Annotated in this window: 24 protein-coding genes; 13 read left to right on the top strand and 11 right to left on the bottom strand. The window is 70.4% G+C overall.

Features of this window, described 5'->3' with window-relative positions:
• The first annotated feature begins 58 nt into the window (after window positions 1-58).
• Together JMJ55_RS02810 and JMJ55_RS02815 are read left to right on the top strand one after the other, a co-directional pair.
• Entirely contained in the window at window positions 59-1,012 is a 954-nt protein-coding gene (locus JMJ55_RS02810) for an ABC transporter permease (RefSeq protein ID WP_202823957.1), read from the top strand.
• A gap of 13 nt (window positions 1,013-1,025) precedes the next feature.
• Complete coding sequence (locus tag JMJ55_RS02815; RefSeq protein WP_202823958.1) at window positions 1,026-1,937, top strand: ABC transporter permease; 912 nt, start codon at window positions 1,026-1,028, stop codon at window positions 1,935-1,937.
• Here JMJ55_RS02815 and JMJ55_RS02820 read toward each other — a convergent pair.
• Window positions 1,897-2,847, bottom strand: coding sequence for a LysR family transcriptional regulator (locus JMJ55_RS02820; RefSeq protein WP_236033327.1), 951 nt, complete (start codon window positions 2,845-2,847; stop codon window positions 1,897-1,899). The genes JMJ55_RS02815 and JMJ55_RS02820 overlap by 41 nt on opposite strands.
• A gap of 73 nt (window positions 2,848-2,920) precedes the next feature.
• Here JMJ55_RS02820 and JMJ55_RS02825 point away from each other — a divergent pair, with 73 nt between their 5' ends.
• A complete protein-coding gene (locus JMJ55_RS02825) occupies window positions 2,921-3,475 on the top strand; it encodes an NAD(P)H-dependent oxidoreductase (RefSeq protein WP_202823959.1) in 555 nt (184 codons plus the stop codon).
• Between the two features lie 43 nt (window positions 3,476-3,518).
• Window positions 3,519-4,676 (top strand): MFS transporter, encoded by a 1,158-nt coding sequence (locus JMJ55_RS02830; RefSeq protein ID WP_202823960.1) that lies wholly within the window; start codon window positions 3,519-3,521, stop codon window positions 4,674-4,676.
• Here the strand turns inward: JMJ55_RS02830 and JMJ55_RS02835 are convergent.
• Genes JMJ55_RS02835 through JMJ55_RS02850 form a run of 4 tightly spaced genes read right to left on the bottom strand, consistent with a single transcriptional unit; the run spans window position 4,642 to window position 8,286 of the window.
• Window positions 4,642-5,661, bottom strand: coding sequence for a sulfate/molybdate ABC transporter ATP-binding protein (locus tag JMJ55_RS02835; RefSeq protein ID WP_202823961.1), 1,020 nt, complete (start codon window positions 5,659-5,661; stop codon window positions 4,642-4,644). The two genes, JMJ55_RS02830 and JMJ55_RS02835, sit on opposite strands and share 35 nt — an antisense overlap.
• Entirely contained in the window at window positions 5,658-6,464 is an 807-nt protein-coding gene (gene cysW / locus JMJ55_RS02840) for a sulfate ABC transporter permease subunit CysW (protein ID WP_202823962.1), read from the bottom strand. The genes JMJ55_RS02835 and cysW overlap by 4 nt, the downstream gene beginning before the upstream one ends.
• Window positions 6,461-7,279, bottom strand: a complete 819-nt coding sequence (gene cysT, locus JMJ55_RS02845; protein ID WP_202823963.1) for a sulfate ABC transporter permease subunit CysT — start codon at window positions 7,277-7,279, stop codon at window positions 6,461-6,463. Before cysT ends, cysW begins: the two co-directional genes overlap by 4 nt.
• Window positions 7,279-8,286: a sulfate ABC transporter substrate-binding protein gene (locus JMJ55_RS02850; protein WP_202823964.1), complete on the bottom strand. Its 1,008-nt coding sequence runs from the start codon at window positions 8,284-8,286 to the stop codon at window positions 7,279-7,281. Before JMJ55_RS02850 ends, cysT begins: the two co-directional genes overlap by 1 nt.
• 262 nt (window positions 8,287-8,548) lie before the next feature.
• Between JMJ55_RS02850 and JMJ55_RS02855 the strand changes: the two genes are divergently transcribed.
• On the top strand, window positions 8,549-9,340 hold the full coding sequence (locus JMJ55_RS02855) for a TauD/TfdA dioxygenase family protein (RefSeq protein ID WP_202823965.1): 792 nt from the start codon (window positions 8,549-8,551) through the stop codon (window positions 9,338-9,340).
• A 247-nt stretch (window positions 9,341-9,587) separates the two neighbouring features.
• Here the strand turns inward: JMJ55_RS02855 and JMJ55_RS02860 are convergent, their stop codons facing one another.
• Together JMJ55_RS02860 and JMJ55_RS02865 are read right to left on the bottom strand one after the other, a co-directional pair.
• Complete coding sequence (locus tag JMJ55_RS02860) at window positions 9,588-10,007, bottom strand: acyl-CoA thioesterase (protein WP_202823966.1); 420 nt, start codon at window positions 10,005-10,007, stop codon at window positions 9,588-9,590.
• On the bottom strand, window positions 10,004-11,284 hold the full coding sequence (locus JMJ55_RS02865) for a thiolase family protein (RefSeq protein WP_236033328.1): 1,281 nt from the start codon (window positions 11,282-11,284) through the stop codon (window positions 10,004-10,006). Before JMJ55_RS02865 ends, JMJ55_RS02860 begins: the two co-directional genes overlap by 4 nt.
• A 174-nt stretch (window positions 11,285-11,458) precedes the next feature.
• On the opposite strand from JMJ55_RS02865, the gene JMJ55_RS02870 reads away from it, so the two are divergent.
• On the top strand, window positions 11,459-11,863 hold the full coding sequence (locus tag JMJ55_RS02870) for an acyl-CoA thioesterase (protein ID WP_202823967.1): 405 nt from the start codon (window positions 11,459-11,461) through the stop codon (window positions 11,861-11,863).
• Here the strand turns inward: JMJ55_RS02870 and JMJ55_RS02875 are convergent.
• From JMJ55_RS02875 to JMJ55_RS02885, 3 genes are read right to left on the bottom strand one after another with little or no spacing between them, the layout of a single operon-like run.
• The gene (locus tag JMJ55_RS02875; protein ID WP_202823968.1) at window positions 11,824-12,315 is read right to left on the bottom strand and encodes a PaaI family thioesterase; all 492 of its coding nucleotides are present in this window, start codon (window positions 12,313-12,315) and stop codon (window positions 11,824-11,826) included. The two genes, JMJ55_RS02870 and JMJ55_RS02875, sit on opposite strands and share 40 nt — an antisense overlap.
• A 22-nt stretch (window positions 12,316-12,337) precedes the next feature.
• Entirely contained in the window at window positions 12,338-12,763 is a 426-nt protein-coding gene (locus tag JMJ55_RS02880; RefSeq protein ID WP_202823969.1) for a MarR family winged helix-turn-helix transcriptional regulator, read from the bottom strand.
• A gap of 50 nt (window positions 12,764-12,813) precedes the next feature.
• Window positions 12,814-14,382 (bottom strand): ABC transporter substrate-binding protein, encoded by a 1,569-nt coding sequence (locus tag JMJ55_RS02885; protein ID WP_202823970.1) that lies wholly within the window; start codon window positions 14,380-14,382, stop codon window positions 12,814-12,816.
• A 118-nt stretch (window positions 14,383-14,500) separates the two neighbouring features.
• Here JMJ55_RS02885 and JMJ55_RS02890 point away from each other — a divergent pair, with 118 nt between their 5' ends.
• From JMJ55_RS02890 to JMJ55_RS02915, 6 genes are all read left to right on the top strand, one after another.
• Window positions 14,501-15,508, top strand: a complete 1,008-nt coding sequence (locus JMJ55_RS02890; RefSeq protein ID WP_202823971.1) for an isopenicillin N synthase family dioxygenase — start codon at window positions 14,501-14,503, stop codon at window positions 15,506-15,508.
• 193 nt (window positions 15,509-15,701) lie between these two features.
• Window positions 15,702-16,655, top strand: a complete 954-nt coding sequence (locus JMJ55_RS02895) for an ABC transporter ATP-binding protein (RefSeq protein WP_328702561.1) — start codon at window positions 15,702-15,704, stop codon at window positions 16,653-16,655.
• Between the two features lie 23 nt (window positions 16,656-16,678).
• A complete protein-coding gene (locus JMJ55_RS02900; RefSeq protein ID WP_202823972.1) occupies window positions 16,679-17,935 on the top strand; it encodes an ABC transporter substrate-binding protein in 1,257 nt (418 codons plus the stop codon).
• On the top strand, window positions 17,916-18,818 hold the full coding sequence (locus JMJ55_RS02905; protein WP_236033330.1) for an ABC transporter permease: 903 nt from the start codon (window positions 17,916-17,918) through the stop codon (window positions 18,816-18,818). Before JMJ55_RS02900 ends, JMJ55_RS02905 begins: the two co-directional genes overlap by 20 nt.
• Complete coding sequence (locus JMJ55_RS02910; RefSeq protein ID WP_202823973.1) at window positions 18,818-19,705, top strand: ABC transporter permease; 888 nt, start codon at window positions 18,818-18,820, stop codon at window positions 19,703-19,705. Before JMJ55_RS02905 ends, JMJ55_RS02910 begins: the two co-directional genes overlap by 1 nt.
• Entirely contained in the window at window positions 19,702-19,998 is a 297-nt protein-coding gene (locus tag JMJ55_RS02915; protein WP_202823974.1) for a hypothetical protein, read from the top strand. Before JMJ55_RS02910 ends, JMJ55_RS02915 begins: the two co-directional genes overlap by 4 nt.
• On the opposite strand, the gene JMJ55_RS02920 is transcribed toward JMJ55_RS02915, so the two are convergent.
• A complete protein-coding gene (locus JMJ55_RS02920; protein WP_202823975.1) occupies window positions 19,986-20,867 on the bottom strand; it encodes a polysaccharide deacetylase family protein in 882 nt (293 codons plus the stop codon). The two genes, JMJ55_RS02915 and JMJ55_RS02920, sit on opposite strands and share 13 nt — an antisense overlap.
• Before the next feature lie 192 nt (window positions 20,868-21,059).
• On the opposite strand from JMJ55_RS02920, the gene JMJ55_RS02925 reads away from it, so the two are divergent.
• Window positions 21,060-22,355 carry an amidase gene (locus JMJ55_RS02925; protein ID WP_202823976.1) on the top strand — a complete coding sequence of 432 codons (1,296 nt, stop codon included), beginning with the start codon at window positions 21,060-21,062 and terminating at the stop codon, window positions 22,353-22,355.
• Window positions 22,356-22,359: the final 4 nt, after the last annotated feature.

Here is a 22,359-nt window from a genome sequence, read left to right on the forward strand (position 1 = left end):
GCACGGGCCTTGCGTCCACTCCGGCCATGCCGCCCGAAACCCCCGCCTGGACGCTCCGATGATCCTCTATCTGCTGCGGCGCGTGGTCTATGCCGTGCCGATCGCGCTGGCGGTCGGCTTCGTCTGCTTCATGCTGGTCCAGATCGCCCCGGGCGACCCGATCAACGCCATCGTCCCGCCCGATGCCCCGGCCGATGTGGTCGAGCAGGTGCGGAAGGATTACGGGCTCGACAAGCCGCTGCCGGTGCAATTCGGCCTCTGGCTTTCGAAGGTCGTGGTCGGCGATCTCGGGCGCTCGCTCGCCACCGGGCGGCCGGTCTGGGCCGATCTCCGCAGCGCCATCGGCAATACGCTGACCCTCGCCTTCTGCGCCTCCGGCCTCGGCTTCATCCTCGGCTGCATCCTGGGCGGGCTGGCCGGCACCTTCCGCGGCTCGGTACTCGACCGCGGCGCGGTCGGCATCGCTGTCGCCGGCGTCTCCGTGCCGCATTACTGGCTCGGCATGGTGCTGGTGGTGATCTTCTCGGTGCAGCTCAACTGGCTGCCGGCCATGGGGGCGGGGCCCGGCGGCTCCTCCGACTGGGGCTGGGACTGGGAGCACATCAAGCATCTGGTGCTGCCCGCGATCACCCTCTCGGTCATCCCGATGGGTATCGTCACCCGCACCGTGCGCGGCATTGTCGCCGAGATCATGAACCAGGAATTCATCACCGCGCTGCGCGGCAAGGGCATGACCCGCGGCGGCGTCTTCCGCCATGTGGTGAAGAATGCCGCGCCGAACGCGCTCGCCGTTATGGGCCTGCAGCTCGGCTACCTGATGGGCGGCTCGATCCTGGTCGAGACGGTCTTCTCCTGGCCGGGGACGGGGCTGCTGCTGAACAGCGCCATCTTCCAGCGCGACCTGCCGGTGCTGCAGGGCACGATCCTGGTGCTGGCGATGTTCTTCGTCGCCCTCAATCTGCTGGTCGACCTGGTGCAGACCGCCCTCGACCCCCGCATCAAGCGCGCCTGAGGAGAGTGCCGAGATGAGCACGGCCACCACCCCGACGGCCGCCGAGGCCGAGCTTGCCGTCCAGCAGCGCCAGGCGCCCGTCCGTTCGCAGGGCTATTGGGCCGGCGTCTGGAAGCGGGTTCGGCGCGACCCCGTCACCATCGCCTGCGCGCTGCTCCTGCTGCTGATGCTGCTGGCCATCGTCTTCGCGCCGCTGCTGGCGCCGCACGATCCCTATCAGGGCAGCATGATCCGCCGCCTGCGCGGCATCGGCACCCCGAACTACCCGCTCGGCACCGATGAGCTCGGCCGCGACATCGTCACCCGCCTGCTCTATGGCGGCCGGCTGTCCTGGTTCATGGGAATCGTGCCCGTCGCCTTGGCCTTCGTCATCGGCACCACCCTCGGCGTCACCGCCGGCTTCATGGGCGGCAAGGTGAACATGGCGATCATGCGGGTGACGGATGTGTTCTACGCCTTCCCCTCGGTGCTGCTGGCGGTTGCCATCTCTGGCGCGCTGGGGGCGGGCATCTTCAACGCCATCCTGTCGCTGACGCTGGTCTTCGTCCCCCAGATCATCCGCGTGGCGGAGAGCGTGACCCAGGGCGTGCGCAACCTCGATTTCGTCGATGCGGCGCGGGCCTCCGGCGCTTCCGGCTTCACCATCGTCCGGGTGCATGTACTGGGCAATGTGCTCGGCCCGATCTTCGTCTATGCGACGGGGCTCATCAGCGTCTGCATGATCCTCTCCTCCGGCCTCAGCTTCCTCGGCCTCGGCACCAAGCCGCCCGAGCCGGAATGGGGGCTGATGCTGAACACGCTGCGCACGGCCATCTATGTCCAGCCCTGGGTCGCCGTGCTGCCCGGCGCCTGCATCTTCGTCACCTCCATCTGCTTCAACCTGCTCAGCGACGGGCTGCGCCAGGCGATGGATGTGAAGGGGTAGGGTCCGCGCCGAAGGCCTCGGTCATGGCCTCGGCCACATGCATCACCACCGGGTCGCCGCCACGCCGGTCATGCCAGGCGAGGTCGAGCCGAAAGCCCTCGACCGGCAGGGGCGGGGGCCGGAGCGTGAGCGCCGCCCCAGCAGGGACGCAGCGCGTCGGCAGCATGGCGACGAGGTCCGAGCCGGCCAGCAGGGGCGGCACCATGAGGAAGCTCGGGACCACGACCCCGACCCGGCGTGCCAGGCCGCGCGCCGCCAGCGCCGCATCCAGCGGCGTCTCCGTCCCACCATGCCCGGAGACGACGACATGCGGAAAATCCAGCCAGCGGGCGAGGTCGAACGCCGCGGCCGCCGGATGGCCGGGGCGCATGGCGACGCAATAGCTCTCCTCCAGCAACCGCCGCTGGCGGAGCGGCGGATCGAGCGGCGGGAGGACCGAGGCCACCAGATCCGCATCGCCGTGATGGAGCCGGGTCAGGGCGTCCGCCGCGCCGGCCCAGGGCAGCAGCGCGAGGGTGACGCCGGGCGCGGTGCGGACAAGCCGTGCCTGCAGCGCCACCAGCAGGGACGCGGCCGGCGCATCGGCCATGACCATCCGGACGGTCTGCCGTGCCGTCGCCAGGTCGCGCCCCGGGCGCCGCAGCACGCCTTGCAGGGCCGCCAGCGCCTCCCCTAGCGGCACCCGCAGGGTTTCGGCCAGCGGGGTCCGGCGCAGGCCGCCCCGCCCGCGCTCGAGCAGCGGGTCGCCGAAGAGATGCCGCAGCCGGTCCAGCGCATTCGAGGCCGCGGGCTGCGACAGGCCGAGGCGCCGCGCCGCACGGGTGACATGCGCTTCCTCCAACAGGGCATCCAGGACGACGAGGAGGTTCAGGTCGATGCCGCGCAGGCCATTCACCGGATCCATGGGCATCCATATCGATCATCCGTTGGATCGATAGTACGCCCCGCCCCATCCTCCTCTGCAACAGCCGGGGAGCGACACCGTGGCCGAGACCCTGATCCTTCTTTCCCATCCCGACTACGCCGCCTCGCGCGCCAACCGGGCCCTGGCGAGGGCGGCCGCCGCGCTGCCGGGGGTGGAGGTGGCGCATCTGGAGGCGCTCTATCCCGATGGCCGGTTCGACCTCGATGCCGAGGTGGCACGGCTGGTGGCGGCCCGCCGCATCGTCCTGCAATTCCCGGTCCAGTGGTACTCGACCCCGCCGCTGCTCAAGGCCTGGCAGGACGCGGTGTTGACCCGGATGTTCTACCTCCAGGCCGAAACCGAGGGCGCCCGCCTTGCCGGGCGACCGCTGATGGTCGCCGCCACGGCAGGCAACCGGCCCGAAGCCTATGGCGCGGCGGGGGTGAACCTCTATCCCCTGCCGGAGCTGCTGCGCCCGCTGCACGCGACTGCCCATCGTTGCGGGCTGGAATGGCAGGAGCCCTTCCTGCTCTTCAACGCCAAGGCCGCCTCGGACGGCGAACTGGCGAGTGCCGGCGCGGCCTACCGGGAGCGCATACGGCGTTTCTTGCAGGAAAGCGGACAAGAGATTTAGTTATCTAGTTGTCTAGGTATCTATCCAGGCGCAGCCTACCGGAATGGACGCCCAAGCCGCCGACCGCGCCTCGCGCGATGCCTCGATCGCCCTCGGCCTGACGCTGCCGACCGATACCGTCCTCTATCTGCTGCTACCGCTGCATGCCGCGACCTTCGGCGTGAGTTTCGCCGAGGCCGGGCTGCTGCTCGCCGCCAACCGGCTGGTCCGCATCTTCGGCTATGGCTGGATCGCGCGCCTCTATGAACAGCGCGGGCCGCGCGCCGCCTGCACCCTCGCGGTGCTCGGCACGGCGCTCTCCTCCGTCGGCTATGCGCTGCTGCCGGGCCTGGTCTGGCTGCTGGTGGCGCGGCTGGTCTGGGGCCTGTCCTTCGCCGCGCTGAACATCGCAACCCAGGCCCTCGCCACCGCCGAGGCAGCGGGCGCGGCCCGCCGCAGCGGCCGGTCCCGCGCCATCATCGCCGCCGGCCCGATGGTCGGGCTGATCGCCGGCGCGGTGATCGCCGAGGTCTGGGGCCCGCATCTCGTCTTCCTGCTGCTCGGCGGCATCGCCCTGCTGGCGCTGCCCTTTGCCCTCCGCCTGCCAGGTGGGCATGGCGAGGCCGTGCGCGGTGCCCCGCGCTTCGGCCTGCCGGCGCGGATCGATGTCTGGTCCTTCGTCCAGGGCCTGGCGCTGGACGGCGTCTTCGTCCTCGGCCTTTCAGTCCTGGCGGCGCAGGCGCTCGGCGGGGCAGGGCAGGGCGCAGCGCTGGCGGCCGGGCTGGCGCTCGCGCTGCGCTATGCCTCGGAGATCGCCCTCGGCCCGGCCGGCGGCGCGCTGGCCGAACGCTTCGGCGCGGCGCGGATGCTGGTCCTGCTCTCCGCCGCCTCGGCCCTGGCCCTGGCGCTGATCGGATTTGGCGGGCTTGGCCTCTGGGTCGGGGCGCTGACGGTCGTGCTGCTGCGCGGCCTGCTCCAGCCGCTGCCCGCGCCGGTAGTCGCCGCGATGAACCCGGGGGCGGAACGGGTGCCGGCCCTGGCCCGGCTCGCCACCTGGCGGGATCTCGGCGCCGGGGCCGGGCCGCTGGCCGCCGGGTTGCTGCTGCCGATCCTGCCACCCGCCCTGGTCTATGGGCTGACCGGCCTCGCCCTGCTCGGCGCCGCCCTGGCGCTGCCCGGCTTCCGCCTCATGCCGGGAACACCCGCGCCGCGAGCACCCTGACCCGGCAGGCCTCGCCCCGCCGCGGCTGCCAGCCGGGGGCGGGCACCGCCTCCAGCAGGCTCTCCCCCACCGCGACCGTCAGCCGCACCCCGCGCCCATCTTGCCGGGAGGCGGCGACGCGTGCCTCGCCCTCGCCGGGTTCGGCCAGGAGATCGACCGGCCGCAGGAAGGCTACCGCCTGGCCTTCGGCCACGCCCTCGGCCGGGACCGGTGGCAGGGCGGCGAACCAAGCCATCCCCCCGCGGACCTCGCAGCCGAGACGTGCCGCATCGCCGAGGAAACCGGCCACCCCGGCATCGGCCGGCCGCGCCAGCAGCGCCTCCGGCGTGTCGCACTGCACGACGCGCCCGTCGCGCATCACCGCCACCCGGTCGGCGAGCTCCAGCGCCTCGTCCTGGTCATGGGTGACGAAGAGGCTGGTCAGCCCCAGCCGGTCATGCAGCCCGCGCAGCCAGAGCCGCAGCTCCCGCCGCACCGTCGCGTCCAGCGCGCCGAAGGGCTCGTCCAGCAGCAGCACCCGCGGCTCGATGGCCAAGGCGCGTGCGAGGGCCACCCGTTGCCGCTGCCCGCCCGAAAGCTGGTCGGGGTAGCGCCCGCCTAAGCCCGGCAGTCGGACCAGCTCCAGCAGCTCCTCGACCCGGCGGGCGATCTCCGCCCGCGATGGTCGGCTGCGCCAGGGCCGGATGCGCAGGCCGAAGCCGATATTCCCGGCCACCGTCATGTGCCGGAACAGCGCGTAATTCTGGAAGACGAAGCCGATGCCGCGCGCCCGTGCCGGGACGCTGGCCATGTCCCGCCCATCGATCAGGATCCGCCCCGCATCGGGGAATTCCAGCCCGGCCAGGGCGCGCAGCAAGGTCGTCTTCCCGCTGCCCGAGGCGCCGAGCAGCGCGACGAACTCGCCGCTCCGCACCGACAGCTCCACCCCGTCGAGTGCCGCCACCCCGCCAAAGCGCCGCCGAAGCTCCGAGACCACGATCGTCATGCGCGCTCCAGCAGGGACTTGGCCGCGAGCGTCAGCAGCGCCAGCAGCGCCAGCAGCCCGGCCACCGCGAAGGCGGCGACGAATTGGTATTCGTTGTAGAGGATCTCGATATGCAGCGGCATGGTGTTGGTCTCGCCGCGCACATGGCCCGAGACCACCGAGACCGCGCCGAATTCCCCCATCGCCCGCGCATTGCAGAGCAGCACGCCGGAGAGCAGCGCCCAGCGGATATTCGGCAGCGTCACATGCCAGGCCATCCGCCACCCGCCCGCGCCGAGCGTCGCCGCCGCCTCTTCCTCGGTCCGGCCCTGTTCCTGCATCAGCGGGATCACCGTCCGGGCCACGAAGGGGAAGGTGACGAAGATCGTCGCCAGCACGAGGCCGGGCAGGGCGAAGACCACCTGGATGCCGCGCTCCTCGAGCCAGGGACCGAGCCAGCCCTGCGCGCCGAAGACCAGCACATAGACCAGGCCCGAGATCACCGGCGAGACGGAGAAGGGCAGCTCGATCAGCGTGGTCAGCAGCCGGCGGCCGGGGAAATCGAATTTGGCGATCGCCCAGGCCGCCGCCACACCGCCGACCAGGTTGACCGGCACCGCGATCGCCGCGACCAGCAGGGTCAGCCGGATCGCCGCCAGCGCATCCGGATCACCGAGCGCCGCAAGGGCCGGCGCGACGCCGCGGCGGAAAGCCTCGGCGAAGACCGCGGCCAGCGGCAGCACGAGGAAGACGCCCAGCACGGCGACGGCCAGCAGGCAGAGCAGCCAGCGCAGCCAGGCCGGCTCCTCGGTCGGGCGCCTCATGGCAGGCCCCGCCGCAGCCGCCGCTGCATCGCGCCGAAGACCAGCAGCAGGGCGAAGGAGAGCAGCAGCAAGGCCAGCCCCAGCGCCGCGGCACCGGCATAGTCATACTGCTCCAGCCGCGCCACGATCAGCAGCGGCGCGATCTCGCTTTCCATCGGCCGGTTGCCGGCGATGAAGATGACGCTGCCATATTCCCCGACCGCCCGGGCGAAGGCGAGCCCGACGCCCGCCACCAGGGCCGGCCCAAGCGCCGGCAGCACCACCAGCCGCCAGGCCTGCCAGCGCGTGGCGCCGAGCGTGGCGGCCGCCTCCTCCGCCTCCGGACCCAGGTCGCGCAGCACCGGCTCGACCATCCGCACGATGAAGGGGAGACCCACGAAGGCGAGCGCCACCGCGACGCCGAGCGGGGTGAAGGCGACCTTCACCCCCAGCGCCGCCAGCGGCGCCCCGAGCCAGCCATTCGGCGCATAGAGCGCGGTCAGGGCGAGGCCGGCGACCGCGGTCGGCAGGGCGAAGGGCAGGTCGATCGCCGCATCCAGCACCCGGCGCCCCGGAAAGCGGTACCGCACCACCACCCAGGCGACCAGTAGCCCGAGTGGCAGATCCACCAGCGCCGCCACCAGCGCCGCGCCGAAGGAGAGCCGGAGCGAGGCCAGGACCCGCGGCTCCGTCACGCTCGCCCAGACGCCGGCCAGCCCAAGCTCCCAGGGCCGGATCGCCAAGGCGGCGAGCGGCACCAGCACGATCAGCCCCAGCCAGAGCCAGGTCACCCCCAGCGCGAGGCCCAGTCCCGGCAGGGCATCCCGCCGCCGCATCAGCGTCCCGGCTGGTAGAGGCGGTCGAAGCTGCCGCCATCGGCGAAATGCGTCCGCTGCGCCTCGGCCCAGCCGCCGAACTCGGCATCCACCGTCACCAAGGGCAGGTCGGGGAAGGTGGCGCCTGCCGCCGCCAGCGCCGCCCGGTCGCGCGGCCGGTAGAAATGCTTGGCCGCCAGCGCCTGCGCCTCGGCGGAATAGAGATGCTCCAGATAGGCCTCCGCCACGGCCCGGGTCCCGCGCCGATCGACATTGCGGTCCACTACCGCGACCGGCGGCTCGGCGAGGATCGAGAGGCTCGGCACGACGATCTCGAACTGTCCCTGGCCGAATTCGGCGAAGGCGAGATGCGCCTCATTCTCCCAGGCCAGCAGGACGTCGCCCTGCGCGCGTTGCGCGAAGCTGGTGGTGGCGCCGCGCGCGCCGGCATCCAGCACCGGCACGTTGCGCAGCAGCCGGCCGAGGAATTGCGCCGCGCCCTGGTCGCCCCCCGCGTGCCGCTGCGCCCAGGCCCAGGCCGCGAGGTAATTCCACCGCGCGCCGCCGGAGGTCTTGGGATTGGGCGTGACCACCCCCACCCCCGGCCGGATCAGGTCGCCCCAGTCCTTGATCCCCTTCGGATTCCCGCGCCGGACCAGGAAGAGGATGGTGCTGGTATAAGGTGCGCTGTTCTCCGGCAGGCGGCGCTGCCAGTCCCGCGCGATCAGGCCGCGCTCGGCGATGGCGTCGATGTCATAGGCAAGGGCGAGGGTCACCACATCCGCCGCCAGCCCGTCGATCACCGCCCGTGCCTGCCGCCCGGAGCCGCCATGCGAGGTGCTGAGCCGGACCGCCTGGCCCGACTTCTCCCTCCAATGCGCGGCGAAGGCGGTGTTGTAGGCGCGGTAGAATTCCCGGGTCGGGTCGTAGCTGACATTCAGCAGCGCGCCGGCTCCTTGGGCCGCAGCCGGCCCCGCCAGGCCGAGAGCCAGTCCGGGCAGGGCCCGGCGTCCGAGAGGAACAGCCATCGCAGCCTCCTTGCAGCTCCGGCCCAGATTTAACAATCTTTAATCGGGCAATTCAACCCGACCCAGTGCTTTGAACGCCGTCGGGTGATGGATTGCCACTTGCGTCCCGCGAGCCGATCGCCATTATAGCCATTACGGATCGTGTTTCACGACACGTTCCAGCAGAAAGGCGCGTGGAATGCCGAACAGCATCAGGACCGGAGAGGGGCGCTGTCGACGCTAGCGCTCGACCCATGCCCGCCATCCCTTCCGGAGCTCCGCCATGCAGATCCACGCCCTCCACCCCCATTTCGCCGTCGAGGTCACCGGCCTCGACCTTGCTGCCCCTCTCGACGCGCCGATGCTCGAGGCGTTGCACGACGCCTTCCTCGACCATGCCGTGCTGCTCTTCCGCGGCCAGACCTTGGGTCCCGCGGCGCAGGCGCGGCTCGCCACCCGGCTGGCGGCGCTGGAGGCGCCGCTGCTGGACCGCCGCAGCCTGTTGCGGCCCCCGGCATTGCGGGTCGTCTCCGGCATCCCCGAGGGCGAGCTGCCGCCCGGTCCCGCCTGGCATGCCGATCATAGCCACATGGCGGAGCCGGCGCTCGCCTGCCTTGCGCATGCGCATGCGCATGCGCGGGCCGGGGAGGGGGCGGAGATCGCCTTCGCCGATCAGCGCGCCGCGCTCGGCCTGCTGCCGACGGGCCTGCGGCGCCGCGCCGAGGAGCTGCGCGCCGAGCACCGGCACGGGCCGGACCGCGCCGAGCATCCGGTGGTCCGCAGCCACCCGCTGACCGGCGACCCCGCACTCTTCGTCAGCCCGGGCTTCACCCGCCGCATCCTGAACCTGCCGGCCGGCGAGAGCGAGCGGCTGCTCGCCACGCTGTTTGCCGCGGCGACGGCGCCGGAGGTCACCTGGCGCCATGCCTGGCAGCCGGGCGACCTGCTGCTCTGGGACAACCGGGTGGTGCTGCATACCGGTGCCCCGGCTCCGGCCCTGCAGCGCGTCCGCATCGAGGGCGACCGGCCGCTCGGCCTGCGCGCGGCGGAGATGCCTTGGGTGGTGGCGGGATAGGGGTTGCGCTGGACACGAAGGCGGAATGAGATTATAGGAATATAGTCTAGAGGCGGCCCGGCCTCGCGGGCCGCTGGAACATCCGACCTTGGCCTCCCTTCGTCCTGCGCGGGCCTGACCTACGCATCCCTGACCGAGGAAACCTCAGCCCAGGGATGGCCGGGTCGAGCCCGGCCATGACGGTAAGGAGCGGCCGGGGTTTTTCAGCAGCCGGTCCGGCATTTGTCCGAAAGCTGCGCCTTCTGTCTTAGCCCTCCGCCAGCCGCGCCGCGATCTCCGGCGGCATCGGCACGGCGCGCAGGCCTTCGCCCTCGTCCCGGCCCCAGATGCGGGTCTGTTCGCCTTCCGCCGCCAGCCGCCCATCGGGCAGCAGGAAGCGGTGCAGCAGCCGGTAGGATCGCCCGGCGCCGAAGACCGGCGGGGCGATCCGGTGCTCCAGCACATCGGCGAAGCGGGCCGGGGCGCGGAAGCCGCAGCGGACATCGACCAGCGGGGAGCCGCGGAAATGCGGGTCCTCGGCGGCCAGCGCGGCGAAATCCACGCCGCGTGCCCGGGTCATGTCGGTGAAGCCCTCATCCATCCAGCGGATATAATGGGCATGGAAGACGATGCCCGCCGGGTCGCAGTCGTTCCAGTGGACCAGGAATTGGCGGGAGAAGTCGCTCACGCCGCCTCCACCAGCACCGCCATGCCCTGGCCGCCGCCCGCGCAGGCGCCGGCGATGCCGCGCTTCAGCCCGCGCCGCCGCAACTCCATCGCGAGGGAGAGGATGCAGCGCACCCCGGTCGCGGCCAGCGGATGGCCGAAGGCGATCGCACCGCCATTCACGTTGAACCGCTCATGCGGCACGCCGAGGGCGCGGCGCACCGATTCCGCCTGGGCGCCGAAGGCCTCGTTGATCTCGAACAGGTCGATATCCTCGAGGCGGAGGCCAAGCTTCCGCATCAGCGCGAGGGCAGCCGGCACCGGGCCGATGCCCATCACCTCGCCCGGCACGCCCGCCGCGGCGGCGGCGACCACCCGGCCGAGCGGCGCCGTGCCGCCCTCGGCCGCGACCCGGGCCGTCGTCACCACCAGGGCCGCCGCGCCATCGACGATGGCGCTGCTGTTGCCGCCGGTCTGCACCCCGCCGAAGACCGGGGCGAGCTTGGCCAGCACCTCGATGGGGGTGGGACGGATATGTGTGTCCTGGGAGACGGCATCGACCTTGCGCGGCAGCTTCAGCCGGCGCGGCTTGAGGCCCGGTCCCTCGAACACCGCCTCGGTCACCGGTGCGATCTCCTCGCCGAAGCGGCCGGCGGCCTGGGCGTCCAGCGCGCGGGCGAAGCTCGCCGCCGCATAGGCATCCGTCTCGGCGCGGCTCACGCCATGCAACCGGGCGAGGTTCTCCGCCGTGCCGCCCATGGCGGTGGCGCAGCCGGTGTCGAACAGCGCCTCCCAGAGGAAGTCCTTGAATTCCACCTGCCCGAGGCCGAAGCCGCCGCGCGAGGTGAAGCTGGCGACCGGGGCGCGGCTCATGCTCTCGGTCCCGACCGCGAGCGCCGCCTCCACCTGGCCGGCGCTGGTGGCGCGGGCCGCCTGGGCCACCGCCTCGAAGCCGGTGGTGCAGAGGCGCTGCACGCCATGCGCCGGCCGGTCATCCGGCATGCCGGCATAGAGGCCGATATGCCGGGCGAAGAAGAGGCTGTCGAAGCTGGCCTGGATGCAGTTGCCGGCGATGGTGGTGCCGATCCGCCGCGGGTCGAGCCCGCTGCGCGAGAGCGCGGCACGGGCGGCATGGATGCCGAGATCGGTCGGCGAGATCCCGGCCAGCGCCCCGTTCAGGTCGGTGAAGGGCGTCCGGGCGCCGGAGGCCAGCACCGCATCGGCGAAGGTCTCGACCATCGCGCCCTCGGCATAGCGGGTCCAGTCCGGGGTCTCGGTGACGGCGACGGGGGCGTTCATGGCGCGGTTCCTCGGTTGGGATGGCGTTGGGGTCAGCATGGCACGGACCAGCCAAAGGGAGGAACCAGAGGGCGGAACCGGAGCCGGGCCGGGCGGTTTGCCAGCCGGGCCGGCCGCCCATATCCAGGGCGCGAGACCAGAGGGGCTGCCAAAGTGGGATCGACCGGGGTTTTCGTGCATTCCCGCCGGGTCACCTGGGGCGAGACGGATGCGGCGCGCATCGCCTACACCGCGCGCTTCCTCGACTACGCCATGGAGGCGGTCGAGCGCTGGTTCCAGGACCGGCTCGGCACCGGCTGGTACGAGATGAATGTCGATGAGGGGATCGGCACCCCCTTCGTGCATGTGCAGATGGATTTCCGCAGCCCGGTCACGCCGCGCGACACGCTCGACAGCACCGTGCGGCTGATCCGCCTCGGTGGTTCCTCGCTGCGTTTCGCGGTGACCGGGCGGGTCGGGGAGCGGCTGGTCTATGAGGCGGAGCTGGTCTGCGCCTTCGTCGAGACGGCGCGGATGAAGCCGATCCCGGCGCCGGAGCGCTACCGCCCGGCGCTGGAGGCGGAGGCCGCACTCGCCTGAGCTTCCAGCAGCCGGGCGATGCGGTTGAAGCGCGGGTCCGGGTCGCCGGCATGGCGGAAGGTGCCGCTGGCGCGCAGCACCGGCGTGCCATCCGCGGTCATCAGGCATTGGCCGAACAGCATGCCGCGCGTGACCTTCAGCACCTCCGGCCGTGCCTCCACCCAGGCGCCGATGCGGGCGGGGGCGATGAAATCGGTCGAGAGGCTGATGGTCGTGAGAAACTTGCTCAACCGCGCCACATGGTTGCAGCCACCGGTCAGCACGATATCGGCGAAGGCGGTCAGCATCCCGCCATGGCAGAGCTCCATCGGGTTGCAATGGCGCAGCTCGACGCGAAAGCCGAAGGTGATGCTCTCGCCCTCGGGCCGGATCCAGAAGGGGCCGACCAGGCTGTTGAAGACCGGCAGCGCATGGTCGGGCAGGCGGAGATAGCCGGGCGGGGTGTCGCTCATGCGGGGGATGTCCGATGCAGAATCAGGGATGCACGAGGCGGCGCAGCAGGGCGTGCAGGGTGGCGCGCTCCGCCTCGCTCAGCGTCTCGGTCAGGCCGTGGTCGAGCCCTTCGACGATGTGCGCCAGCCGGGCGAAAAGCTGCTCGCCATCCGAGGTCAGGCGCAGCCGCACGGCCCGGCCTTCCTCCTCCTGCCGCGCCACCAGCCCCTCGCGTTCGAGCTGGGCCTGGAGGGTGGCAAGGTTCGGCCGCTTCAGCCGCAGGGCATCGGCGATCTCATGCGGCCGGCAGCCGGGATTGTCGTGGATGACGCCGAGGATGGAATAGCGGGTGGGCGTGATGCCCATCGCATCCAGCCTCGCGTGGAACTCGTCATAGACCCGGAGCTGCGCGAGGCGCAGCAGGAAACCCGTGGTGCCTTCGAGGCGCGCGAGGTCGAGGGAGGCCATGCCTCACCCGGCTTAAGGCGGGCCTCCCGGGCTGGCAAGCGGGAGCGGCCCTAGCGCCCGGCGCGGCGCATGTTCCAGAAGACCGGGAAGCCGACCGGCAGCACGCCATCGATCTCGGCCCTGTGCGCGGCGGGGACGGAGAACTGGCCGGTGAAGGCCATCAGCCCATTCTCATGGACATGGCGCTGGATCTCGCCCGCCAGGGCGAGGCGGCGCTTCGCATCCGGCTCCCGCGCGAACTCGTCCACCAGCGGAGTCATGGTCGGGTCGCAATACCAGCCGGGATAGTTGTTGGTGCAGTTATAGGCCACGGCGTAATGGGCCAGCGGATTGAGGATGTCGAAGCCGGTGAAGACCACCGGCATCAGGGACCAGCCGCCGCGCCCTGGCGGCTCGCGCGAGAGGCGGCGCTGCGCCTGGCTGCTGTAGTCGCTCGCCACCACATCGACATTGAAGCCGGCGCGCTGCAGCCGGTCGATGATGACGAGGGCCATTGGGTTGATGGTCACGCTGTCCGTGCTGTGCAGGAAGACCACCGGCTCATTCGCATAGCCGCCCTCGCGCAGCAGGGCGCGGGCGCGCTCCAGGCCCGGCTGGCGCAGCGCCTCGGTCCCCGCCTCGCTCGCATAGGGGCCGCCGCACATGAAGATGGACTGGCACCAGGGCAGGGTCATGCTGGAGGGGAGGCCAAGCCCGGCCAGGATCTCGCCCTGGTCCAGCGCCTGCTGCAGCGCGCGGCGGAGGATGGGTTTGTCGAAGGGCGGGTGGATATGGTTGATCGCGATCGCGCCCATGATCTGGGCGATCGGCCGCGGGCTGACCAGCCGGATGTTCCGGTCCCGCGACAGGCGGGCGATGAAGTCGGTCGGGACATATTCCACGTAATCCGCCTCGCCGGCCTGCAGCGCCGCGACGCGGGTGGCGGGATCGGGCAGGCTGACGAAATCGATGCGGTCGAGATGCGCGACCTTGCCGCCGGCCAGCCCATTGGCCGGCTCCGGCCGCGGCCGGTAGGCGGGGTTGCGGCGGAAGATGGCGCGGTCGCCCGGGCGCCATTCCTCGCGACTGAAGGTATAGGGGCCGGAACCCACGGTCTCCGTCACCGGCCGGGTCGGATCGGTCGCCGCCATCCGCGCCGGCATCATGAAGGGGATCTGGGCGGCGGGCTTGCCGATCGCCTCGATCACCTGGCTGAAGGGCTGGGCCAACTCCAGCACGAAGGTCCGCTCGTCCACCACCCGCAACCCGCGGGACGCCGCCATCAGCCGGCTGCCGAGCCCATCCCGCCGGCCCCAGCGGCGGAGCGAGGCGACACAATCCTCGGCCGTCACCGGCGCGCCGTCATGCCAGGCGAGGCCGGGGCGGAGACGGAAGGTCCAGGTCAACCCGTCCGGGCTGCTCTCCCAGCCTTCCAGCATCTGCGGGTGGTAGCGGCCCTCGCTATCCATGCTGATCAGCGTGTCGAAGACGAGATAGGCATAGGCGCGGGTGACGTTGGAGGTGGTGATGATCGGGTCGAGCACCTGCAGCTCGAGATTCATCACCACGCGCAGCGGCTGGGCGGCGGCGGGCAGGGCGAGGGCGGCCGCCAGGGCCAGTCCGAGGAAGAAGCGCCGCATCCGATCCGTCTCCCGCTATCGGGGCAGCCTAGGCGGCGCTGCCTTCGGGGCGCAACCGCCCCTGGTCGCCCGCCACAGCCCGTGCTGGACTGGCCCCAGCCGCAGGAGGACTCCCGGGATGAGCCAGGCCGCCACGACCGCTGAGGGGCCGGAAGGCCGCATCCCCGTGCTGGATATCGGCCCGATGCTGGCCGGCGAGCCGGGGGCGGTGGACCATCTCGCCCGCAGCATCGCCCGGAGCTGCGAGGATACCGGCTTCCTGGTGCTGGCCCATCACGGCATCCCGCAGCCGCTGATCGATGGCTGCTTCGCCGCCGCCGCCGAGTTCTTCGCCCTGCCGGAGGAGGAGAAGCTGGCGCTGGCGGTGGGCGAGATCAATCTCGGCTTCCTGCCGACCGGCGCGCAGGTCATCCGCACCTCGACCATCCATCGCAATACCAAGCCGAACCTGAACGAGAGCTTCTACATCTCGCACGACTACGCGCCGGATGATCCCGCCATCGTGGAGGGCAAGCCGATGGTCGGGTTGAACCGCTGGCCGCCGAACCTGCCCGGCTTCCGCGAGGCCACCATGGCCTATTACAGCGCGATGCGTGGCCTCGCGCAGCGAATGCTGCCGGCCTTCGCCCGGGCGCTGGACCTGCCGCCCGATTACTTCAAGGCGGATTTCGCCGAGCCGAGCTGCACGCTGCGCCTCATCCGCTACCAGCCGCAGCCCGAGGCGGAAGCCGACCGCTTCGGCTTCGCCCCGCATATCGACACCAATTTCATCACCTTCCTCGCCCAGTCCGCGTTGCCGGGTCTGGAAGTTCGGACGCGGGAGGGGACCTGGCTGCGGCCGCCGGCCATCCCTGGCACCTTCGTCGTCAACACGGCCGAGATGCTCGGCCGTTATTCCAACGACCGCTTCGCGCCGACGCCCCACCGCGTCGTCAACAACAACCGGGCGATGCGCTACGCCATCCCCTTCTTCTTCGGTCCCGCCAATGACGCGGTGATCAAGGTGGTGCCGAGCTGCACCGGGCCGGACAACCCGCCGAAATACGAGCCGCTGCTCTATCTGGATCACCGGCTGAAGCTGAACCGGACCAATTTCGCCCATCGCCAGGCCCAGGCCTCGGCCTGACTGCCCGCGGCGCGGTCACGCCGCGCGGGGTTTGGGCAATTCCGGTCTGGCAGCGGCGCCTTTCCCCCTGCGTCCGCCTTGAAGCGGGGGCGGGTTCTGCCGCAGGCTCGCGGGCGAGGGGGATCTTCGCCTGCCTGACACATCCGTCCTGCATGTCGGCCAGACCGGCCGCGGTGCCATCGAATTCGTCAAGGTGACCAAGCGCTTCGGCGGCGCGGTCGCGGTGGATGCGCTCGACCTGAAGATTCCGGCAGGCACCTATTGCTGCCTGCTCGGGCCATCGGGCTGCGGCAAGACGACCAGCCTGCGCATGCTCGCGGGGCATGAGCGGCAGAGCAGCGGCGACATCCTGCTCAACAATTCCGAGATCAGCGGCCTGCCGCCGGCCCGGCGCGGTACGGCGATGATGTTTCAGTCTTATGCGCTCTTCCCGCATCTGACCTGCCTTGACAATGTCGCCTTCAGCCTGCGCATGCGCGGCGTCCTGAAGGCGGAGCGCCATGCCAAGGCGCGCGAGATGCTGCGGCTGGTTGAGCTGGAGGCGCTGGCGGACCGGCTGCCGGCGCAGCTCTCGGGCGGGCAGCAGCAGCGCGTGGCGCTGGCCCGGGCGCTGGTGACCAACCCCGCGGCGCTGCTGCTGGACGAACCGCTCTCGGCGCTCGACCCCTTCCTGCGCGGCCGGGTGCGGGCCGAGCTGAAGCGCTTCCAGCGCGAGCTCGGCATTACCTTCGTCCATGTCACCCACAGCCAGGACGAGGCGCTGGCCTTGGCCGACTTGGTGGTGCTGATGAAGGACGGGCGGATCGAGCAGCAGGGCACGCCCTTCGAGGTTTTCGACGCCCCGCGCACCGCCTTCGCCGCGCGCTTCATGGGCGGGCACAATGTCATCCGCCTGCCCGAGGGGCTGATCGCGGTACGGACTGACCGTACGCGGCTGCTGCCGCCGGGCGCCGGCGCGGTGCCGGCCACCATCCGCGATGTCGAATATACCGGCACCGGCTATGCCGTGACCCTGATCGGCCCAGGCCGCGAGGAATGGACGGCGTTGGTGGATGAGGCCGCGCTGCGGGCGCGGCCGCTGGAGTCCGGCCAGGCGGTGGGCCTCGGCTGGGATAGGGAAGACCTCCGCCCCCTGGCGGAAGACTGATGCCACAGAAGGAGAATCCAGGCATGGACACGACGCTTCCGACCGGCCGCCGCCGGCTGCTGCAGGGCGCGGCGGGAATCGCCGCCGGCCTCGCCGCCCCAGCGGTGCATGCGCAAGGCGCGGTGACGCTCCGCTATGTCGGCACGGCGGTGAACCAGCATGCCGGCATCAAGGAGAAGGTGAAGGAGGATCTCGGCATCACGCTCGAGTATATCCCTGTCACCTCGGACGATGTGGTGCGGCGCGCGGTGACGCAGCCGAACAGCCTCGACATCCTCGATGCCGAATACTGGATGCTGAAGAAGATCATCCCCTCGGGCAACCTGATGGGCATGGATGCGAACCGCATCAAGCTGGTCAACGAGATCAGCACGGTCTTCACCAAGGGCGAGGTGGCGGGGAAGAAGATCGGCGACCAGGGCACGGCACCGATCAAGGTCAGCTACCTGCCCACGAAGGACGGCAAGACCTTCGCCACCGGCCAGACCCAGTGGCTGACGCTGATCCCGACCACCTACAATGCCGACACGCTCGGCATCCGCCCGGACCGCGTGGGCCGGCCGATCGAGAGCTGGGCGGAGCTGCTGAACCCGGAATTCAAGGGCAAGGCGAGCATCCTCAACATCCCCTCCATCGGCATCATGGATGCGGCGATGGCGGTGGAGGCGATGGGCCGGCACAAATATGCCGACAAGGGCAACATGACCCGGGCCGAGATCGACCTCACCATGCGGGTGCTGACCGAGGCGAAGCGTGCCGGGCAGTTCCGCGCCTTCTGGAAGGACTTCAACGAGAGCGTCAACCTGATGGCCTCGGGCGAGACCGTCATCCAGTCGATGTGGTCGCCGGCGGTGACGGCGGTGCGCAGCCGCGGCATCCCCTGCACCTACCAGCCGCTGAAGGAGGGCTACCGCGCCTGGGCCGCGGGCTTCGGACTGCCGAAGACGCTGAGCGGGCGGAAGCTTGATGCCGCCTATGACTTCATCAACTGGTTCCTCTCCGGCTGGGCCGGCGCCTTCCTCAACCGCCAGGGCTACTACTCCGCGGTGTTGTCGACCGCGCAGAAGAGCATGCAGCCCTTTGAGTGGGATTTCTGGATGATGGGCAAGCCGGCAGCGCAGGACATCAAGGCGCCCGACGGCACGGTGATGGAGAAGGCCGGCAGCGTGCGCGACGGCGGCAGCTTCGAGGCCCGCATGGGCGCCGTCGCCTGCTGGAACGCGGTCATGGATGAGAACGACTACATGGTCAGGAAATGGAATGAGTTCATCGCCGCCTGACCGCCGCCCCATGGGCCGTCCGGTGGCGCCGCTGCTCCAGGCGGCGCCACTGGCGCTGGTGCTGCTGCTGTTCTTCGTGTTCCCGCTGCTGGCGACCGCGGTCGTCAGCCTGTGGAACTATACCGAATACTCGCTGGTGCCGGATGTCACCCAGCGCAACTATGTCGAGATGTTCGAGGGCTGTTCGAACCTGGGCGAGGGGCTCTGCACGACCTTCCGCACCTATCTCTCGACGCTCCGGCTCTGCGCCATGGTCTGGGCCTTCACCACGCTCTTCGGCTTCGCCATCTCCTATTTCCTCGCCTTCCACATCCGGTCGGACACGATGCGGATGGCGCTCTTCCTCGTCTGCACGGCGCCCTTCCTCACCTCCAACGTCATCCGCATGATCTCCTGGCTGCCGCTGCTGGGGCGGGAGGGGGTGGTGAACCAGTTCCTGATCTCGACCGGGGTGGTGGACCAGCCGCAGGACTGGCTGCTCTTCTCCGATTTCTCGGTCGTGCTGGCTTTCGTGCATCTCTACACGCTCTTCGTGACGGTGCCGGTCTTCAACAGCATGATGCGGATCGACCGCCGCCTGCTGGAAGCTGCGCAGGATGCGGGGGCGAGTGGCTGGCAGACGCTGTGGCACGTCGTCATCCCGCTGACCAAGCCGGGCCTCGTCATCGGCTCCATTTTCGTCATCGTGCTGGTGATGGGCGATTTCGTGACCATCGGCGTGATGGGCGGCCAGCAGATCGCCTCCATCGGCAAGGTGATCCAGGTGCAGATGTCCTACCTGCAATTCCCGGCGGCCGCGGCGCAGGCGGTGGTGCTGCTCGGCCTGGTGCTGCTGGTGATCGCGGTGATGACCAGGCTGATTGATATCCGGCGGGAGCTGTGATGGACGAGGATCGCCGCCCGCTCTCCTTCTGGCTGCTGGGAGCTGTCTTCCTGGCCTTCGTCGTCTTCCTCTATGGGCCGACGCTGACCATCCTCGTCCTCTCCTTCCAGGGGCCGGAGGGCGGATTGACCTTCCCGCTGCGGGGCGTCTCGACGCATTGGTACGAGCTGCTCTGGCGCGGCTCCGGGGTGATCGATATCTGGGCCTCCTTCCGGCGCTCGCTGTGGCTCGGCCTCGTGGTCATGGTGCTGACGACAGTGATCTCGCTTCTTGCGGGCTATGCCTTCCGGCGGCGCTTCTTCGGCCAGGGGCTGCTCTTCAACCTGACCATCGCCAGCCTGATCGTGCCCTCCATCGTCGTCTCGCTCGGCATCGCTCTCGAATTCCGCCTGCTCGACGATGCGGTGAAGGCTTTCGCCGAGGAGCACGGGATCGAATGGCTGAACGAGGGCTACACCACGGCGATGGGGCTCTTCACATCCGGGTTGGGGGCGCATCTCACCTGGACCTTGCCCTTCGGCCTGCTCATCATGTTCGCCGTGTTCAACCGGTTTCCCAACGACCTGGAGGAGGCGGCGCGCGATCTCGGCGCCTCCCCCTGGCAGGTCTTCCGCCATGTGGTGCTGCCGCTGGTGGCGCCGAGCTTGGTCGGCGTTGCGCTCTTTGGCTTCACCCTGTCCTGGGACGAGATCGCGCGGACCAGCCAGGCGATCGGCGATGCCAATACCCTGCCGCTCGAGCTCCAGGGCCTCACCAGCACGGTGACGACGCCGGAGATCTATGCGCTCGGGACGGTGGTGACGGGCGTCTCGGTGCTGGTGATCGTGTTGGCCTTCCTCGGCGTCTCCATCGCCAAGCGCCGGGCAGCGAAGCGGGTGCTCGGATGACGGCTGAGGAATTGCTGCAGGCGGCCCGGACGGGCGCGCAGCCGCCAGGGTTGCCGGGCCCTCTGCGCGCCCTGGCCGAGGATGCGCGCGGCGATTGGGAAGCGGCCCATGCGGCGGCCCAGGCGGGCGACGATGCCGAGAGCGCCTGGGTGCATGCCTATCTGCACCGCAAGGAGGGCGACCTCGCCAATGCCGGCTACTGGTACAGTCGCGCCGGCCGGGTGAAGCCGGCCGGCACGCTCGAGGAGGAGTGGCTGGCGATCGCCCGCGCGCTGCTGGCTCAGGCGGGCTGAGGCGAACGGCGCCGGAAGTCCTGCGCCATCTCCTCCAGCGTGACGAAGCGCACGCCGGGATGCTTCAGCATATGGGTGATGAGGCGTTCCAGCATCATCTGCACCTGCGGCCGGCCCGAGACATCGGGGTGGATGGTCATCGGTACCACGGCATAGTCGTATTCGCGGTAGATGAAGTCGAAATGGTCGCGCCAGATCTGCTCAAGCTGGTGCGGCGAGACATAGCCGTGGCTGTTCGGGAATTTCTTGATGAACATCATCGGCGGCAGATCGTCGAGATACCAGGAGGCCGGAATCTCGACGAGGCCAGTGGTCTGGCCCTTGGTGAAGGGTCGCATCCAGCTCTCGGCCGGCTTGGAATAGTCGATCGGCGTCCAGCCATCGCCGGTGCGGACGTAGTAGGGCGTGCAGTCGTGATGCATCAGCGAGTGGTCGTAGGCGATGCCGCGCTCGACCAGGATCTCGATGCTGGTCGCGCTCACCTCCCACCAGGGCGCGACATAGCCGACCGGCTTCCGGCCCCAGTGCTTCTCGATCAGGGTGATGCACTTGTCGAAGATGGCTTCCTCCTGCTGGCGGGAAAGCGCCAGCGGGTTCTCGTGGCTGTAGCCATGCAGGCCGATCTCGTGCCCCGCTTTGGCGACCATGTCGGTCTGTTCGGGGAAGCTTTCGATGGTATGGCCGGGGATAAACCAGCTCTGCTTCAGGCCGAAGCGCTCGAACAGCCGCAGGATGCGCGGCATGCCGACCTCGGCCGCGAAGACGCCACGGCTGATGTCGCCCGGGCTGTCCTCGCCCATATAGCTGCCGAGCCAGCCCGCCACCGCATCGCAATGGATGCTGAAGGCGCAGAGGATTTCCTTGGCCATGTCCCTGATCCCTTGTCTTTGGCGCGGGCCCGGCGCCCGATCTCATCGATCGCCACCGCGTTGATGATATCGGCATAACGCCTTCCGGCATCCCCCGGCTTCTGATCCGCCGCGAAGATGTTGCGTGCCCCTCTCGCCTCGCTGCCCCGATGGCATGATGATGGCGAGCCACATGCCGGGCAGGAGGGCCGCATGACCGCCTTGATCCAGGACCCTGGTCGCATCCGCGACCTCGCCGCCGCCATGGAGGCCGGCAGCCTGACCTCCGAGGCGCTGGTCGAGCGCTGCCTCGCCCGCATCGCCGCGGTGGATGGCCAGGTCCGGGCCTGGGTGCATGTGCTGGCGGAGGAGGCGCTCGCCGCCGCCCGCGCCCTGGATGCCGAGCGGCGGTCAGGGCAGGTGCGCGGCCCGCTGCATGGCATCCCGGTCGGAGTGAAGGACGTCATCGATGTCACCGGCCTGCCAACCCGAGCCAATAGCCCGAGCCGGGCCGAGCTGCCGCCGGCGACCGCGGATGCGACGGTCGTCGCGCATCTGCGGGCGGCGGGGGCGGTGGTGCTCGGCAAGCTGCACACCACGGAATATGCCTATTTCAACAGCCTGCCGCCGACGCGGAATCCCTGGGACCTGACGCGGACGGCGGGCGGTTCCTCCGCCGGCTCGGGGGCGGCGGTGGCGGCGGGGACGGTGCCGCTCGCGCTCGGCACCCAGACGGCGGGCAGCGTGAACCGGCCTGCGGCTTATACCGGCGTCGGGGCCTTCAAGCCCTCGACCCTGGCCATCGGCGGGACGGGGGTGCTGCCGCTCGCACCCTCCTTCGACACGGTCGGGACCTTCGGCGGCACCGCGCGCGATGCGGTGCTCTGCGCCGCGGGTTATGCGGCGGATCATCTCGGGCTGCGGGCGCCGGCGCCGGTGCGGCCGCGGATCGTGTTGCTCAATGACCCGATGATCACGGCCAAGGCGCAGCCGGGGACCGCATCGGCGGTGGCGGCGCTGGCGGCGCGGTTCGGCGCGGCGGGGCTGCCGGTGCGGGAGGCGACTTCGCCGGTGCGCCTCGAGGATGTGCTGGTGGTGCATCGCGGGGTGATGGTGGCGGAGCTTGGCCGCACTCATGCCCGGGCACCGCGGGATCTTGTCTCCGAACGGATCGGTGCGGATATCGAGGCGGGGCTGGCGATCGCCGAAGCGGACTACCTCGCTGGTCTTCGGCGGCTGGCCGAATTCCGCCGCGCTTTCTGGTCCTCCTTCGGGGCGGAGGACCTGCTGCTGTTGCCGGCCGCACCGGATGTGGCGCCGGGGCCGGAGACGACGGGCGATCCCTCCTTCGTCATCCCGCTCACCGCGCTCGGCGGGCCGATCGCCACGCTGCGGGCCGGGATGGATGGTGCGCTGCCGGTCGGGGCGCTGCTGACCGGCGCGCCGGGGGCGGATGCGCGGCTGGCCGGTTTCCTGCTCTCCGATCTCGGCAATGAACTGGACCTCTAGCCGC

This window comes from Belnapia mucosa, assembly GCF_016775475.1.
In the GTDB taxonomy this organism is placed as follows: Bacteria; Pseudomonadota; Alphaproteobacteria; order Acetobacterales; family Acetobacteraceae; genus Belnapia; species Belnapia mucosa.

Coding starts and splice junctions, on each gene's coding strand:
- JMJ55_RS02810 (WP_202823957.1), top strand. CDS start 59: ATGATCCTCTATCTGCTGCGGCGCGTGGTCTATGCCGTGCCGATCGCG.
- JMJ55_RS02815 (WP_202823958.1), top strand. CDS start 1,026: ATGAGCACGGCCACCACCCCGACGGCCGCCGAGGCCGAGCTTGCCGTC.
- JMJ55_RS02820 (WP_236033327.1), bottom strand. CDS start 2,847: ATGCCCATGGATCCGGTGAATGGCCTGCGCGGCATCGACCTGAACCTC.
- JMJ55_RS02830 (WP_202823960.1), top strand. CDS start 3,519: ATGGACGCCCAAGCCGCCGACCGCGCCTCGCGCGATGCCTCGATCGCC.
- JMJ55_RS02835 (WP_202823961.1), bottom strand. CDS start 5,661: ATGACGATCGTGGTCTCGGAGCTTCGGCGGCGCTTTGGCGGGGTGGCG.
- cysW (WP_202823962.1), bottom strand. CDS start 6,464: ATGAGGCGCCCGACCGAGGAGCCGGCCTGGCTGCGCTGGCTGCTCTGC.
- cysT (WP_202823963.1), bottom strand. CDS start 7,279: ATGCGGCGGCGGGATGCCCTGCCGGGACTGGGCCTCGCGCTGGGGGTG.
- JMJ55_RS02850 (WP_202823964.1), bottom strand. CDS start 8,286: ATGGCTGTTCCTCTCGGACGCCGGGCCCTGCCCGGACTGGCTCTCGGC.
- JMJ55_RS02855 (WP_202823965.1), top strand. CDS start 8,549: ATGCAGATCCACGCCCTCCACCCCCATTTCGCCGTCGAGGTCACCGGC.
- JMJ55_RS02865 (WP_236033328.1), bottom strand. CDS start 11,284: ATGAACGCCCCCGTCGCCGTCACCGAGACCCCGGACTGGACCCGCTAT.
- JMJ55_RS02875 (WP_202823968.1), bottom strand. CDS start 12,315: ATGAGCGACACCCCGCCCGGCTATCTCCGCCTGCCCGACCATGCGCTG.
- JMJ55_RS02880 (WP_202823969.1), bottom strand. CDS start 12,763: ATGGCCTCCCTCGACCTCGCGCGCCTCGAAGGCACCACGGGTTTCCTG.
- JMJ55_RS02885 (WP_202823970.1), bottom strand. CDS start 14,382: ATGCGGCGCTTCTTCCTCGGACTGGCCCTGGCGGCCGCCCTCGCCCTG.
- JMJ55_RS02890 (WP_202823971.1), top strand. CDS start 14,501: ATGAGCCAGGCCGCCACGACCGCTGAGGGGCCGGAAGGCCGCATCCCC.
- JMJ55_RS02900 (WP_202823972.1), top strand. CDS start 16,679: ATGGACACGACGCTTCCGACCGGCCGCCGCCGGCTGCTGCAGGGCGCG.
- JMJ55_RS02905 (WP_236033330.1), top strand. CDS start 17,916: ATGAGTTCATCGCCGCCTGACCGCCGCCCCATGGGCCGTCCGGTGGCG.
- JMJ55_RS02910 (WP_202823973.1), top strand. CDS start 18,818: ATGGACGAGGATCGCCGCCCGCTCTCCTTCTGGCTGCTGGGAGCTGTC.
- JMJ55_RS02915 (WP_202823974.1), top strand. CDS start 19,702: ATGACGGCTGAGGAATTGCTGCAGGCGGCCCGGACGGGCGCGCAGCCG.
- JMJ55_RS02920 (WP_202823975.1), bottom strand. CDS start 20,867: ATGGCCAAGGAAATCCTCTGCGCCTTCAGCATCCATTGCGATGCGGTG.
- JMJ55_RS02925 (WP_202823976.1), top strand. CDS start 21,060: ATGACCGCCTTGATCCAGGACCCTGGTCGCATCCGCGACCTCGCCGCC.